The 15,610-nt window shown below is 58.8% G+C and carries 11 protein-coding genes and 2 tRNA genes; 4 read left to right on the forward strand and 9 right to left on the reverse strand.

The genetic code is table 11. The annotated features are described in order from the left end of the window. Positions 1 to 127 precede the first annotated feature (127 nt). From H7698_RS12550 to rnr, 8 genes are all read right to left on the reverse strand, one after another. Positions 128 to 2,431, reverse strand: coding sequence for a YgiQ family radical SAM protein (locus H7698_RS12550; protein ID WP_162437099.1), 2,304 nt, complete (start codon positions 2,429 to 2,431; stop codon positions 128 to 130). Between the two features lie 252 nt (positions 2,432 to 2,683). Then, entirely contained in the window at positions 2,684 to 4,078 is a 1,395-nt protein-coding gene (gene dnaB, locus H7698_RS12555) for a replicative DNA helicase (RefSeq protein ID WP_162437100.1), read from the reverse strand. Positions 4,079 to 4,201: 123 nt separating this feature from the next. After that, positions 4,202 to 4,648, reverse strand: a complete 447-nt coding sequence (gene rplI / locus H7698_RS12560) for a 50S ribosomal protein L9 (RefSeq protein WP_003197251.1) — start codon at positions 4,646 to 4,648, stop codon at positions 4,202 to 4,204. A 19-nt stretch (positions 4,649 to 4,667) separates the two neighbouring features. After that, positions 4,668 to 5,561, reverse strand: coding sequence for a hypothetical protein (locus H7698_RS12565; protein ID WP_162437101.1), 894 nt, complete (start codon positions 5,559 to 5,561; stop codon positions 4,668 to 4,670). Between the two features lie 36 nt (positions 5,562 to 5,597). Then, positions 5,598 to 5,828, reverse strand: a complete 231-nt coding sequence (gene rpsR / locus H7698_RS12570) for a 30S ribosomal protein S18 (RefSeq protein WP_002551829.1) — start codon at positions 5,826 to 5,828, stop codon at positions 5,598 to 5,600. A gap of 28 nt (positions 5,829 to 5,856) precedes the next feature. Next, positions 5,857 to 6,279, reverse strand: coding sequence for a 30S ribosomal protein S6 (rpsF, locus tag H7698_RS12575; RefSeq protein WP_003217491.1), 423 nt, complete (start codon positions 6,277 to 6,279; stop codon positions 5,857 to 5,859). A 314-nt stretch (positions 6,280 to 6,593) separates the two neighbouring features. Beyond that, positions 6,594 to 7,361 carry a 23S rRNA (guanosine(2251)-2'-O)-methyltransferase RlmB gene (gene rlmB / locus H7698_RS12580; RefSeq protein ID WP_194691578.1) on the reverse strand — a complete coding sequence of 256 codons (768 nt, stop codon included), beginning with the start codon at positions 7,359 to 7,361 and terminating at the stop codon, positions 6,594 to 6,596. Further along, complete coding sequence (gene rnr, locus H7698_RS12585) at positions 7,358 to 9,994, reverse strand: ribonuclease R (RefSeq protein WP_194691579.1); 2,637 nt, start codon at positions 9,992 to 9,994, stop codon at positions 7,358 to 7,360. Before rnr ends, rlmB begins: the two co-directional genes overlap by 4 nt. A 224-nt stretch (positions 9,995 to 10,218) precedes the next feature. Between rnr and H7698_RS12590 the strand changes: the two genes are divergently transcribed. From H7698_RS12590 to H7698_RS12605, 4 genes are all read left to right on the forward strand, one after another. Continuing rightward, positions 10,219 to 10,305, forward strand: a tRNA-Leu gene (locus H7698_RS12590). 166 nt (positions 10,306 to 10,471) lie between these two features. Beyond that, positions 10,472 to 10,558 (forward strand) — tRNA-Leu (locus H7698_RS12595). A 354-nt stretch (positions 10,559 to 10,912) separates the two neighbouring features. Further along, the gene (locus tag H7698_RS12600; protein WP_194691580.1) at positions 10,913 to 11,923 is read left to right on the forward strand and encodes an extracellular solute-binding protein; all 1,011 of its coding nucleotides are present in this window, start codon (positions 10,913 to 10,915) and stop codon (positions 11,921 to 11,923) included. Continuing rightward, a complete protein-coding gene (locus tag H7698_RS12605; protein WP_194691581.1) occupies positions 11,923 to 13,488 on the forward strand; it encodes an ABC transporter permease in 1,566 nt (521 codons plus the stop codon). Before H7698_RS12600 ends, H7698_RS12605 begins: the two co-directional genes overlap by 1 nt. A 74-nt stretch (positions 13,489 to 13,562) precedes the next feature. On the opposite strand, the gene H7698_RS12610 is transcribed toward H7698_RS12605, so the two are convergent. Then, positions 13,563 to 15,497: a methyl-accepting chemotaxis protein gene (locus H7698_RS12610; RefSeq protein WP_194691582.1), complete on the reverse strand. Its 1,935-nt coding sequence runs from the start codon at positions 15,495 to 15,497 to the stop codon at positions 13,563 to 13,565. Positions 15,498 to 15,610 lie beyond the last annotated feature (113 nt).

Here is a 15,610-nt window from a genome sequence, read left to right on the forward strand (position 1 = left end):
GAAGCTGTGACAACAGTCAGTAAATGGAGGGACAGCGAACACAAAACCAGTGGCGAGGGGATTTGATTGATTCAGAAATGCAAAACGCCAACCCGAAGGTTGGCGTCTTGTTATCCGCTGTCAGCGTTTAGCGCGGTACCACCGGCTTGCGGGCAGGTTTAGGGCCCTTGCCTTTCGCGGCATCCTTACGCTCCTTGGCGGCCTGCTGGTTACGGGCAAACGCCGCAGCCTTGGCCTGTTCACGCTTGTCCCACGGATTACCACCGTCACTGGCGCGCGGTGGCAGGCCTGTGTGCTGGGTCAGGATCTTGGTGGTTTTTTCACCCGCGACTTTATGGCTACCTGCTGGCGTCGAGTTCTTGCGACGGGCGCTCTGGTAGCTGTCGGTCGCCGGCTGATGCAGCGGGATCAGCTGGTTTTTACCCGGCCCGATCAGGTCGGCGCGGCCCATGCGGGTCAGCGCTTCACGCAGCATCGGCCAGCCTTTCGGATCGTGATAACGCAAGAACGCCTTGTGCAGACGACGCTGCTCTTCGCTCTTGACGATGGTCACGGCGTCGCTCTTGTAAGTGACCTTGCGCAGCGGGTTCTTGCCCGAGTGGTACATCGCGGTGGCGGTGGCCATCGGCGACGGGTAGAACGCCTGCACCTGGTCGGCACGGAAGCCGTTGCCCTTGAGCCACAGGGCCAGGTTCATCATGTCTTCGTCGGTGGTGCCCGGGTGAGCGGCGATGAAGTACGGAATCAGGTACTGCTCTTTCCCGGCTTCCTTGGAGTACTTCTCGAACATGCGCTTGAACTTGTCATAGCTGCCGATGCCCGGCTTCATCATCTGGTTGAGCGGACCTTCCTCGGTGTGTTCCGGGGCGATCTTCAGGTAACCACCGACGTGGTGAGTCACCAGCTCTTTAACGTATTCCGGCGACTCGACCGCGAGGTCGTAACGCAGGCCGGAAGCGATCAGGATCTTCTTCACACCCGGCAACGCGCGAGCGCTGCGATACAGCTGGATCAGCGACGAGTGGTCGGTGTTCAGGTTCGGGCAGATGCCCGGGAACACGCACGATGGCTTGCGGCACGCGGATTCGATTTCCGGGCTCTTGCAGGCGATGCGATACATGTTCGCGGTCGGGCCACCGAGGTCGGAAATGACGCCGGTGAAGCCGGGCACCTTATCGCGGATCTCTTCGATTTCACGAATGATCGACTCTTCTGAACGGTTCTGGATGATCCGGCCTTCGTGCTCGGTGATCGAGCAGAAGGTGCAGCCACCGAAGCAGCCACGCATGATGTTCACCGAGAAGCGGATCATGTCGTAGGCCGGGATCTTTTCCTTGCCGTACGCCGGGTGCGGAATGCGCGCATAGGGCATACCGAACACGTAGTCCATTTCTTCAGTGGTCATCGGAATCGGCGGCGGGTTGAACCAGACGTCGACTTCGCCGTGCTTCTGCACCAGCGCGCGGGCGTTGCCCGGGTTGGTTTCCAGGTGAAGCACCCGGTTGGCGTGAGCGTAGAGCACCGCATCGCCACGGACTTTCTCTACCGACGGCAAACGGATCACGGTCTTGTCGCGAGTCATGCGCGGGCTGGCCAGGATCTGCACGACCTTGGCTTCGCTCGGATCCTCAACCGGACCTTTTTCCTGCTCAATGGCGCAGGCTTGGGTGTCCTGGGTGTTCACGTACGGGTTGATGATCTTGTCGACCTTGCCCGGACGGTCGATGCGCGTGGAATCGACTTCGTACCAGTCTTTCGGCGTATCGCGACGGATGAATGCGGTGCCGCGCACGTCGGTGATGTCTTCGATCTTGTGGCCGTAGGACAGACGCTGGGCGACTTCGACGATCGCACGCTCGGCGTTGCCGTAGAGCAGAATGTCGGCGCAGGCGTCGATCAGGATCGAGTTACGCACCCGGTCCTGCCAGTAATCGTAGTGAGCAATGCGGCGCAGGGAGGCTTCGATGCCACCCAGCACGATCGGCACATGATTGTAGGCTTCCTTGCAGCGCTGGCTGTAAACCAGGCTCGCGCGGTCGGGACGTTTGCCCGCCAGGCCACCGGGGGTGTAGGCGTCATCGGAGCGGATTTTCTTGTCGGCGGTGTAGCGGTTGATCATCGAGTCCATGTTCCCGGCCGCGACACCGAAGAACAGGTTCGGCTCGCCGAGCTTCATGAAGTCGTCTTTGGACTGCCAGTTTGGCTGCGCAATGATCCCGACGCGGAAGCCCTGGGACTCCAGCAGCCGGCCGATAATCGCCATGCCGAAAGACGGATGGTCCACGTACGCATCACCGGTGACGATGATGATGTCGCATGAATCCCAGCCAAGCTGATCCATCTCCTCCCTGCTCATCGGCAGGAATGGCGCTGGACCGAAGCATTCGGCCCAGTACTTGGGATAGTCAAATAACGGCTTGGCTGTTTGCATGACGATGACCGGTGTTGAGATGAAAAATCGCGGGCGCGGAATATAGCACAAAAAATAACCAATTCCGACGGTAATGGTCGGAAATGTCTGTGGCTGGTTTGTGCACAGCCCCGAAGGTCTTGCATCTACCCTGTGGCAAGGGAGCTTGCTCCCGCTGGGGTGCGAAGCGGCCCCAAAATCGTGAGCGCTGCGCACTCAAGCGGGAGCAAGCTCCCTCGCCACAAAAGCTTCTTGCCACAGTTTTTTGCCGGGTTACTCGTCGTCGAAGTTATAGCTGCCCGGCGCCAGGTTTTCGAAGCGGGTGTACTTACCGATGAACGCCAGTCGTGACGTGCCGATCGGACCGTTCCGCTGCTTGCCGATGATGATCTCGGCGATGCCTTTGTGCTCGGTTTCCGGGTGGTAAACCTCGTCCCGGTACACGAACATGATCACGTCAGCATCCTGCTCGATCGCTCCGGATTCCCGGAGGTCGGAGTTGATCGGGCGCTTGTTCGGTCGTTGTTCGAGGGAGCGGTTGAGCTGGGACAACGCCACTACCGGACAGTTGAATTCCTTGGCGAGGGCTTTCAAGGAACGGGAGATTTCGGAAATCTCGTTGGTCCGGTTGTCGCCGCCGGAACCTGGAATCTGCATCAGCTGCAGGTAGTCGATCATGATCAGGGCGACATCGCCGTGTTCACGGACCAGACGACGGGTCCGCGCGCGCATCTCTGACGGACTGATACCGGCCGTGTCATCGATAAACAACTTGCGATCGTTGAGCAGATTGACCGCCGACGTCAGGCGCGGCCAATCATCGTCGTCCAGGCGACCGGCACGGACCTTGGTCTGGTCGATACGGCCGAGGGACGACAACATACGCATGATCAGCGATTCGCCTGGCATCTCCAGCGAGTAAACGAGAACACACTTGTCACTGCGCAACACGGCGTTTTCAACCAGGTTCATCGCAAAGGTGGTTTTACCCATGGATGGACGGCCAGCGACGATGATCAGGTCGGACGGTTGCAGCCCACTGGTCATCTCGTCGAGGTCGGTGTAACCGGTCGACAGGCCAGTGATGGCGTTGTCGGTGTTGAACAGTGTGTCGATGCGGTCGATGGCCTTGGTCAGCAGGTCGTTCACGCTCACCGGGCCGCCGGTTTTTGGCCGGGCCTCAGCAATCTGGAAGATCTGCCGTTCGGCCTCGTCAAGAATCTCTTCAGCGGTGCGCCCTTCAGGGTTGAACGCACTGTCGGCAATTTCGCTGGCAATACCGATCAGCTGGCGCAACGTCGCCCGTGCACGGACGATCTGCGCATACGCCTTGATGTTAGCGACAGACGGCGTGTTTTTTGCCAGTTCTCCGAGGTACCCGAGGCCTCCGACTTGCGAGGTCTGACCTTCCTTGTCCAATTGCTCGGCCAGGGTCACGACGTCGATTGGCGAGTTCATGTCCGCCAGTTTGGCGATGGCACGGAAGATCAGGCGGTGGTCATGTCGATAGAAATCGCCGTCGGAGACTTGATCAAGCACGCGTTCCCAAGCGTTGTTATCCAGCATCAGACCACCGAGCACGGCCTGCTCGGCCTCGATGGAATGCGGAGGCACCTTCAGGGAAGCAGTTTGCAGATCATATTGCTCGGGAGCGGAGATATCGTTCATGGCCACTTGAATGATTAGTGTGAAATTCAGGAACTGCAGAAAGACAAAGGGCACGACCTGTGAACAGGATCGTGCCCGATGTTACCGACAAGCACCCGAGGGTACCAGTCGATCAAGTGCTGCTTAAGCTGCTACCACGACAACGCGTACGGTGGCTTCAACTTCGGCGTGCAGGTGCACGGCTACGTCGAATTCGCCTACGTTGCGGATGGTGCCGTTCGGCAGACGAACTTCGCTTTTAGCAACTTCAACGCCAGAGGCGGTCAGTGCATCAGCGATGTCGTGGGTGCCGATCGAACCGAACAGCTTGCCTTCGTCACCAGCGGTGGCAGTGATAGTCACTTCCAGCTCAGCCAGTTGGGCGGCACGGCTTTCAGCCGAAGTTTTACGGTCTGCTGCGGCTTTTTCCAGCTCAGCGCGACGCTCTTCGAACGCGGCCAGGTTGGCAGCGGTCGCAGCGGTAGCTTTGCCGTAAGGCAGCAGGTAGTTACGACCGTAACCAGCCTTAACGTTCACTTTGTCACCCAGGTTGCCCAGGTTGGTGACTTTTTCCAGAAGGATCAGTTGCATGTGAAAATCCTCTTAACTTTTAACCTTCACCGTTCGCGTTATCGGCGTCTTTCGGCGCCAGACGACCGCGAAAATCAATCAGGCTGTCGACGATGGCCAAGACCACCAGCAACGGATAGATCAGCTGCATAAACAGCAACAGCGTGACGTACAACCCCACCAGCCAGAACCTGGCCAGTCGCTTTTGCGCCACCAGCCCGTGAATCAGGGCCAGCCCGGCGAACACCAGCGGTACGCTGCACAACGGCGTCAACATGGCCATCTGTGGACCGATATTCGGCCCCAGAAGCATGCACGCCAGCAGCAACATCGCTGGTAGAAGCGGGAAGCGGATAGCGCGAAACTCGCGACCAAAACCACCCGGGTTGTACAACAACGCCTGCCAGTAGCGCCCGACAATCAGGCTCAGCACACTGACGATTTGCAACAAGGCCGCAATCAGGCCGGTCAGGACCGGTGCAATCAGGGACGCAAAATGCGCCTGCTCGTCTACCGACAACTTCTGGTAGACATCGCCGAGTAGCGACGGCATGACTTTTATCAAAGCCTGCGCCAGCATCTCGATCTGGGGACCAAAAGCTATCCCCAGCACCACTGAAAACACCACTCCCATCGCTATGCTGACCAGCAGCACGCGGTTCCAGGACTCACTTGCGCGCAAAACCAACGCAAGGCTCCAAGACCCCAGCAGCACCAGAAGTGAGCGTGGGTCATCGGCGTAAAGCCACCAGATCAATGCCGGTAGCAATCCCAGAGCAAGGACACTTGACGCATCCTTCAATCCGCGCCGCAGGAGCACGAAGCATCCCGCGGCAGCACCCAACCAATACAACAACGGCAATGCCGCGCATCCAGCCACTACGAGAGTGGCCTGCATACGGCCGCGCATGATGAACTCAGCTATGGCACGCATGCATTCAATCCTTTGCTACGTGTCGACTGCCCGGTCTCAGCGGCCGTGGCTGTCGGTGTAGGCCAGCAGGGCCAGGAAGCGGGCGCGCTTGATAGCGGTGGCCAGCTGACGCTGATAACGTGCTTTGGTACCGGTGATACGGCTTGGAACGATTTTGCCGGTCTCGGATACGTAGGCTTTCAGAGTGTTGAGATCTTTGTAATCGATCTCTTTCACGTCTTCAGCGGTGAAGCGGCAGAATTTACGACGACGGAAGAAACGTGCCATGTAATAGGCTCCTCAAAAGGTCCGTGGATTACTCGTCAGCGTTATCGCTGTTGTCGCTGTCATCACTATCAGCGCTTTCAGCGCCTTCGTGCTCAGGACGGTCGCGACGCTCACGGCGCTCACTGCGGTTTTCTTCAGCCTTGAGCATCTCGGATTGGCCGGTAACGGCTTCTTCGCGACGGATGACCAGGTTACGGATCACTGCATCGTTGTAGCGGAAGTTGTCTTCCAGCTCGGCCAGGGCCTTGCCAGTGCATTCAACGTTCAGCATCACGTAGTGAGCCTTGTGAACATTGTTGATTGCGTAGGCCAGTTGACGACGACCCCAATCTTCCAGACGGTGGATTTTGCCGCCGTCTTCTTCGATCAGCTTGGTGTAACGCTCTACCATGCCGCCGACTTGCTCGCTTTGATCCGGGTGGACCAAAAAGATGATTTCGTAATGACGCATGAATGCTCCTTACGGGTTGTAGCCTGCCGCTCAAAAGCGGTCAGACAAGGAGTGAATGACACTTATGGACTTGCTTGCAGTAGACACATGCGTGCCTGCCGTCACAGCAAGGGGCGCAATTGTAGAGAAGGGACAGGAGAGGTGCAAGGCAATTGGTGATTATTTGAACAGTTCGTTCGCCCACCCATTTTTGCCTCACCACAAACCACTGTGGGAGCGAGCTTGCTCGCGATGAGGGCATAACATTCAACATTGATGCTGAATGTTACTCCGGTATCGCGAGCAAGCTCGCTCCCACAGGGACTACAAATGACTTAGGACTTTTTACCGGTTCCGGCAGCTTTGACGCCACGCTGACGCTGAGCTTCGAACAGGCACACGCCAGTCGCCACGGACACGTTCAGACTGCTGACACTGCCAGCCATCGGCAGGTGCACCAGATAATCACAGAGATCGCGGGTCAGGCGACGCATGCCGCTGCCCTCGGCACCCATGATCAGGATGGTTGGACCGGTCATGTCGTGCTGATACAGGCTCTGCTCAGCTTCGCCCGCCGTTCCGACAACCCACAAGCCGCGCTGCTTGAGTTTTTCAAGGGTGCGCGCCAGGTTGGTCACAGCAACCAACGGAATCACTTCCGCCGCGCCACAGGCAACTTTTCGTACCGTTGGGGTCAGCGTGGCCGACTTGTCCTTCGGAACGATCACTGCCAGCGCACCGGCCGCGTCGGCCGAACGCAGGCAGGCGCCAAGGTTGTGCGGATCAGTCACGCCATCAAGCACCAGCAGCAACGGTGCGCCTTCGGTGCGATCGAGCAGTTCGTCGAGCATTGCTTCGCCCCAGACCTGGCTCGGACTCACGTCCGCCACCACACCCTGGTGCACGCCTTCAACCCAGGCATCCAGCTCGCGACGCTCGGCATTGCCGACTGCCACGCGATTTTCGTTCGCCAGTTCGATCAGCGTCTGAACGCGCGGATCACTGCGGCCTTCCGCCAGCCAGATCTGCTTGACGCGTTTCGGGTGGTGACTCAGCAACGCTTCTACGGCATGCACGCCGTAGATTTTTTCCAGATTACTCATGACTTGGCCTTAGGTTTACGCGCCCCGCCGCTTTTGGCTGCTGGAGCGGAACCCGCTTTTGGCGGGCCCTTACGGTGTTTGCTCGGTTTTGCTGGCTTGCCGCCGGGAGCCTTGTCAGGCGCCGACCGCCCGGTCTTTCCCCCAGACGCCGCTTTACCGCCGCTTTTCGCTTCAGACAGCAACGCCTGCTTCATTTCCCGGCTCTTGCGCAGCTCGGCGTTTTTCGCCGCTGCATCGCTCGGGCGATAGGCTTCGACAGCTTTTTCCTTGGCAGGGCGACGACCGGATTTCGCCGGCGCCGGCTCTGCCGCAGCGGCGGTTTTAGCCGCAGGCGCAGTGGTTTCGGTCCCGCGCTTCTTGCGGCCAATCGGCGCGCTGATGGTTTTTTCAGCCATCTCGAAGTCGATCTTGCGCTCGTCGAGGTCAACGCGCATCACGCGCACTTCAACGGTGTCGCCAAGGCGGAAGCTGCGGCCGGTACGCTCACCGGCCAGGCGGTGATGCACTGGGTCGAAGTGGTAGTAGTCACCCGGCAGCGCCGTGACGTGTACCAGGCCTTCGACGTAGATGTCGGTCAGCTCGACGAACAGGCCAAAACCGGTCACCGCAGTAATCACACCCGGGAACGACTCGCCTACACGGTCTTTCATGAACTCGCACTTGAGCCAGTTCACCACGTCACGAGTGGCTTCGTCGGCACGGCGCTCGCTCATCGAGCACTGCTCGCCTAGCTGCTCCAGAGCCGCTTCGTCGTACGGGTAGATGCGCGCTTTCGGAATGGTCATGGCGCCAGCACGACGAACGTGCGGGGTGTCCATTTTCGAATGAATGACGCTGCGAATCGCCCGATGCGTGAGCAAGTCCGGGTAGCGGCGGATCGGCGAAGTGAAGTGGGTATAGGCTTCGTAATTCAGGCCGAAGTGGCCCTGGTTATCAGCGCTGTACACCGCCTGACTCAACGAGCGCAGCATCACAGTCTGGATCAGATGGAAATCCGGACGGTCCTTGATGCTCGCCAGCAGTGCCTGGTAATCCTTTGGCGACGGGCCGTCCTTGCCTTTATGCAGGGACAGGCCGAGCTCGCCCAGGAAGGCGCGAAGTTTTTCCAGACGCTCCGGTGGCGGGCCGTTGTGCACGCGATACAGCGCAGGGATTTCGTGTTTCTTCAGGAATTCAGCGGTGGCCACGTTGGCCGCCAGCATGCATTCCTCGATCAGTTTGTGCGCATCGTTACGCACGGTCGGACGAATTTCGGCAATCTTGCGCTCGGTGCCGAAAATGATCCGGGTTTCCTGCGTTTCGAAATCGATCGCGCCACGCACGTGACGAGCGGCCAGCAACACCTTGTACAGCGAGTACAGTTGCTTGAGGTGCGGCAGCACGTCGTTGTACTCGCCGCGCAGCTGACGCGCCTCGGTGAGTTTCGGCGTTTCCAGCATCGCGCTGACTTTGTTGTAGGTCAGGCGAGCATGGGAATGGATCACGGCTTCGTAGAAGCAGTAGTCGGTCATTTCACCGGATTTGGAGATGGTCATCTCGCAAACCATGGCCAACCGATCAACGTGTGGATTCAGCGAGCAAAGGCCGTTGGACAGCTGCTCAGGCAGCATAGGCACTACGCGCTCGGGGAAGTACACCGAGTTGCCGCGAACCTGGGATTCGTTGTCCAGCGCCGAACCGATTTTCACGTAGCTGGAGACGTCGGCAATCGCCACGTACAACTTCCAGCCACCGGAGAACAGGCGCAATTTGCCTGGCTTGGCTTCGCAATACACCGCGTCATCGAAGTCGCGAGCATCTTCACCATCGATGGTCACGAACGGCAGATGGCGCAGGTCTACGCGCTTCTCTTTGTCTTTCTCTTCGACCTCAGGCTTGAGCTTGGCGGCTTCTTTCAACACCGCTTCAGGCCAGACGTGCGGGATATCGTACGCGCGCAGGGCGACATCGATTTCCATGCCCGGCGCCATGTAGTTGCCCACGACTTCGACCACGTCGCCTTGCGGCTGGAAGCGCGGCGTCGGCCAGTGAGTGATCTTCACTTCGACGAATTGACCAATATTGGCATTGGCGTTGCGACCCGGCGTTACCAGCACTTCCTGCTGGATCTTCGGATTGTCCGCAACCACAAAGCCGATACCGCCCTCTTCGAAGTAACGACCCACGATGGTTTCGTGAGCACGGGACACCACTTCGACGATCATGCCTTCGCGACGACCGCGACGGTCGAGACCGGAAACACGGGCCAGCGCGCGATCACCGTCGAATACCAGACGCATCTGCGCCGGGCTCATGAACAGGTCGTCACTGCCGTCGTCCGGAACCAGGAAGCCGAATCCGTCACGGTGACCGCTGATGCGGCCCAGGATCAGGTCGAGCTTGTCCACAGGCGCATACGTGCCGCGACGGGTATAGATGAGTTGAGCGTCGCGCTCCATGGCGCGCAGGCGGCGGCGCAGGGCTTCGATCTGGTCTTCTGTGGTCAGACCAAACTCTTCGACCAGTTGCTCGCGGTTAGCAGGCGAACCCCGATCAGCAAGGTGCTGAAGGATCAGTTCGCGGCTAGGAATAGGGTTTTCATATTTTTCCGCTTCACGAGCGGCCTCGGGATCGAGGGACTGCCAATCGGCCATTAGAGAGTTTTCACCTTGTCTATATACGGGTTAGTTTGGCATAGGCGTAATGAAACGGGAAATTTCAGGCTATGACAGCCTGTCTAAAGCCCTATATCGACACTCCAAAACTGATTTGAATGCCGCTGGTAATATTTTGCAGGTTTTTTTGCTGCCAGGGGTTTACAGTTAAAAAGACGCTCCGTATAGTGCGCGCCATCGACGACGGAGACGTTAACGATACTGCCCAGATGGTGAAATTGGTAGACACGCCAGCTTCAGGTGCTGGTGACCGCAAGGTCGTGGAAGTTCGAGTCTTCTTCTGGGCACCAATTTCGAGCTTGAGATTAGATCAATTTCAAGGCTCGCACAAAAACCCGCGAAAGCGGGTTTTTTGCATTCCAAGCCCCTGATTTATTAAAAATAAATCAGGGGTTTACAGATCAAAAAGCTCTCCGTATAGTGCGCCACATCAACAGCGGCAACGCTGAAGATTATGCCCAGATGGTGAAATTGGTAGACACGCCAGCTTCAGGTGCTGGTGACCGCAAGGTCGTGGAAGTTCGAGTCTTCTTCTGGGCACCAATTCAAATTCAAGGTTACGGCCTTGGATTTCACAGAAACCCGCGAAAGCGGGTTTTTGCGTTTCTGGCTTTCAAAAATCAATCCCCCTCTTAACAAACACACGACCTGTAGCAGCTGGCGAAGCCTGCGTCCGATTGCGAAGCAGTCGTAAATCTGAATGCACGGATTTCCTGAAGCACTCCATCGCCTGATTTCACGACTGCTTCGCAGCCGGACGCAGGCTTCGCCAGCTGCTACAGGTGCTGTGCCGGGTGCTTTAGCAAAGACTTCTCGGCCTCGCAAGGCGCACTTGAGAAACAATATCGTTTATCATTGTTACAAGTTTTTGCAATGCGACAGTGAGGAACCCTGCGAATGATGTTTCGAAATACCCTGCGCCGCGGCTTGACCATCACCCTGCTCGGCCTGGCAATCGCCACTCCCCTCACCCAGGCAGCTGATCCGGTTTCCCTGACGCTCTACAACGGACAACACAAGGAAGTTGGCGATGCCGTTGCCAAAGCCTTTGAGGCCAAGACCGGCATTCACGTCAACGTGCGTAAGGGCAGCAGCAACCAGCTCGCCAGCCAGGTTGTCGAGGAAGGTGATCGCTCCCCTGCCGACGTGATCTACACCGAAGAATCCCCACCCCTGAATAAACTTGGCGAACAAGGCGTATTGGCCCAGACCGATGCCGCTACCCTCGCCGTCCTGCCCAAAGATTATGTCGCCGCCAATGGCACCTGGATTGGTGTTACCGCCCGCGTCCGCGTCGTCGCGTACAACCCCAAGCTGATCGATGAAAAAGACCTGCCGAAATCGGTCATGGAGTTTTCCGATCCGAAATGGCAAGGCAAGGTCGGTTTCGTGCCCACCAGCGGCGCGTTCCAGGAACAAGCGGTAGCAATCATCAAAGTGCACGGCATGGATGCAGCCGAGGAATGGCTGACGGGGCTGCGTGCGTTCGGCAAGACCTACAGCAACAACATGGTCGCACTCAAGGCCGTCGAGAATGGCGAAGTCGCCACGGTACTGGTGAACAACTACTACTGGTTCGCCCTGCAACGCGAAAAAGGTCAGCTCGATTCGAAACTGCATTATTTCACCGGCGGCGACGTCGGCGGCCTGATCACTGTTTCCAGCGCCGCGGTATTGAAGTCCAGCAAACATCCAAAAGAAGCCCAGCAATTGCTCGCCTACATGGCCAGCGAAGAAGGGCAGCGCGTGATCACTCAAACAACTGCCGAGTATCCTCTGCACAAAGGCATGGAATCGGATCGCGGCCTCAAGCCGTTCAGTGAACTGGAAGCACCTAAAGTCACCCCCGCCGACCTCGGCAACGCTGAAGAAGCTCTGGACCTGGAACGTGACGTTGGCTTGAACTGATGAGCGCATCGTTATCCGCCCCCGCCTCGCGCGGGGGTTACGTGCCGCGACGCAAGCGTCCGTCGATCTGGCTGTTGCTGCCGGTTTTGCTATTGGTGGTTCTCAGCCTGCTGCCGCTTGCCTATGTCGCACTCAAGACCTGGCAGGCGGGCTGGGCAGAAGCGCTGCATCTGCTGTGGCGGCCCTATGTGTTTGGCCTGTTGCGCAATACGCTGGCGCTGATGATCGGCGTTACTTTCGCCTGCGGCGTCATCGGCCTGTCATTGGCATGGCTGCTGGAGCGCAGCGATCTTCGTGGACGGCGAGTTTGGGGAGTCATCCTGTGTTTGCCGTTCGCGGTACCGGCGTTTGTCAGCAGTTTTACCTGGGTATCCCTGAGCGCCAACTTCGAAGGGCTGGGCGGGGCAATCCTGGTGATGACGCTGTCCAAGTACCCGCTGATATTTCTGCCGGTCGCTGCAACCCTGCGAAATCTGGACCCTTCTCTGGAAGAGTCCGCACGCACGCTGGGCCAGAACCGTTGGGGTGTATTTTTCCGGGTGACCCTGCCACTGCTTTGGCCGTCCTTGCTGGCCGGCTCGCTGCTGATCGCATTACACATGCTGGTCGAGTTCGGCGCTCTGTCGATCATCGGCCTGCAAACGTTCACTACCGCGATCTACCAGCAATTCGAACTGGAATTCAGCAACGCCAATGCCGCCATGCTCTCTGCAGTGCTGCTGGCGCTATGCCTGATCCTGCTGTGGCTGGAACTTCGGGTACGCGGCAAAGGCCGGCATGTGCGTACCGGCCAAGGCGCCGCGCGACGTGCTGAGCAGGTACGCCTGGGACCCTGGGCGCTGGGGGGCCAGGTTTATTGCCTGGCACTGGCAATCATCGGCAGCGGCATCCCGCTGGGAATGCTCGCGTATTGGCTGGCGGTAGGTTCTTCAGCAGCCTTCCCGGTGGCTGCGATCAGTGAAGCATTGCTGTCGTCACTGGCACTCTCGTTGGGTGGTGCAGCGTTGTGCCTCGTGCTCGCGGTGCCTGTGGGGCTATTGGTAGTGCGCTATAAAGGCCAACTGGCGATTTGGGCCGAACGGCTGCCGTACTTGCTGCATGCCCTGCCTGGCCTGGTGATTGCCCTGACGCTGGTGTATTTCGCCCTGCACTATGTGCCAGTTCTGTATCAAACGTCGGCGCTGTTGCTGATCGCCTATGCGCTGCTGTTCCTGCCTCTGGCGCAGGCGCCGATTCGCACGGCACTGAACAAGGCAGCACCGCAATTGGAGGAGGCCGCCCGCACGCTGGGGGCGTCATCTTTCAGTGCATTCTGCCGGGTGACCTTGCCCATTATTTTCCCGGCACTGGGCGCGGCGTTTGCCTTGGTGTTTCTGGATGCGATGAAGGAACTGACGGCGACGCTGCTTTTAAGTCCTACCGGCCTTAATACGCTGGCGACGGAAGTCTGGGCGCATACGGCCAATGTGGAGTTCGCGGCGGCGGCGCCGTATGCGGCGTTGTTGATTCTGGTTTCCGGACTACCGGTTTATCTGCTGACGACGCGGATGTATTTGAGCCGCTAAAAGATCGCAGCCTGCAGGAGCCCCTACAGGATGCTCACCCCGTAGGAGCTGCCGAAGGCTGTGATCTTTTGATCTTAAGCCCTGAACTGCCCCAGGCTCGCCTTCAGCTGCGCCGCCAACCCATCCAGCACCTTGCCGCTGGCCGTGGTTTCCACCACCGCCTGCGCCGCTTTCTCAGCCTGCGCATGAATGGTCTCGACACGTCCGCGCACAGCCTGCGCACCTTGCGCCTGATGCGCTGCTGCTTGTGTCGCCAGGCCAATCGCCGCATGCACCTGCTCGACCGACGTCTGCACCGACTGCTGCAAGCGCGCACTGTCACGCAGCACCAGCAACCCTTCATTGGCCTGACGCCCGGCCTGGCCGATCGCTGCGACCGCCTCACGCGCACCTTGCTGCAAGGCTACGATGTGCGCCTGGATATCCCCCGTGGAGCTCTGCGTCTTGCTCGCCAGTGCGCGCACTTCGTCAGCCACCACCGCAAATCCGCGACCGGTTTCACCCGCGCGCGCCGCCTCGATGGCCGCGTTCAACGCCAGGAGGTTGGTCTGCTCGGCGATCCCATGAATGACCGTCAGCACCACTTCAATTTGTTCGCTTTGTTGCGCCAGTCGCTCGATGACTTTCGCACCGGTATCGACCTGCCCCGCCAACGCCTCGATCAGACCGCCGACTTTCGCCGAAGTCCGGGTGTTTTCATCCGTCGCCGAACGAATGTCCACCACCTGCTGCAAGGCAGCCTGCATGGCATGACTTTCAGACTGGGCATCGTCGGCCATCTGCGACAGCGCACGCAGGCTCTCAGCCACCTCATCACGCTGCATGCCCGCCGCCGCATCCGCACCGGCGTTGCGCAAGGTCATCGCGCCGATCTCCACACCGGTACGCTGCGCCACGTCGCCTGCTTCGCGCACAATCGGCTGCAACTTATCCACAAAGCGATTGACCGCCGAAGCCATGTCGCCGATCTCGTCCTTGCTGTTGATTTGCACACGCTTGGTCAGATCACCCTCACCTGCCGCGAGGTCATCCATGGCAGCAATCAACAGCTTCAAGCGATTGACCACGCGACGACCCAGAACGACCGCAAGCAACAGCAACACACCAAAACCAACCACCGCCAGGCTCATGCCGATGCGCCAACGCAATGTCGACGCAGCCTCTTGCACGGTGTTGGTGGTGTTGGCTTTCATGTCTGATGCAGTGGATTGCGCCGACTGCAGACGCGCACGCATTGCCGTTGCGCTGTCAGCAGCTGCGCCCTTGAGACTGTCGGCGACCAGTTGATCGCTACTGGCGATCAGGGCCGAGAAGCGCTTGTCCAGGGCCGCCAGATCGGTTTCCACCGAGGCGGTCGAGACACCCATCAAGACTTTCCCGATCTCGACGCCGTTAGGGCTGATCGAGGCTTCGAGGTAGTAGACCGACGGGTCGTTCTTCGCCGCATCCAGCACTTTGTCCAGCGCCCGTTCGCCCTGACCTTTTTCCAGAAGGGCCTTGTTAACCGGATTTTCCCGGTTCAGATAACGCGTCAAATGCTGACCCGTCGCGTCGTCGTAGACCACGAACAACACGTTAGGATTACGCTGAGCCCGACGGGCAAATTCGGAGAGCGTTGGAACGTCGCTGTCCCACATGGCACGAGGTGCTACCGAGGCCAGCAACTGCGCCATGTCGTTCGCCGAATCTTTCAAATCCTTTTCCAGCGTCGCACGCAGTTGGGCCTGCTCTTCCTCCAGCTTCGAAGACAATCCGGCCGTCAGACGCTGACGCGTACTGGTCGACAAACTTTCGAGACTCGACGTGACTTCACGCCCGGCCTGCTCAAGTTCGCCGGACAGTTTTTGACTGTCCGCACCCAGGCGTACACCCAGGTCAGCTTCCAGCGCAGTCACCGTGCTCCGCGTCAGAGCAACAGCAACCAGCACTTGCACCAAAAGGGCGATACCGAGGGTAACGAACACAGGCCGCAACAAACGGCTTTGTAACAGTGAGAGAACGGCTGACACAGGAAAGCCCTCTGTATTGACGCCATTAAATTGATGGCACGCCAGAAAAGGTATTCACAGCAAAGGTCATGCCGCCCGGAGGGCAGAAACGACAAAGGCCCCAATTAAGGGGC

It is taken from the genome of Pseudomonas sp. p50(2008), assembly GCF_015351605.1.
In the GTDB taxonomy this organism is placed as follows: domain Bacteria; phylum Pseudomonadota; class Gammaproteobacteria; order Pseudomonadales; family Pseudomonadaceae; genus Aquipseudomonas.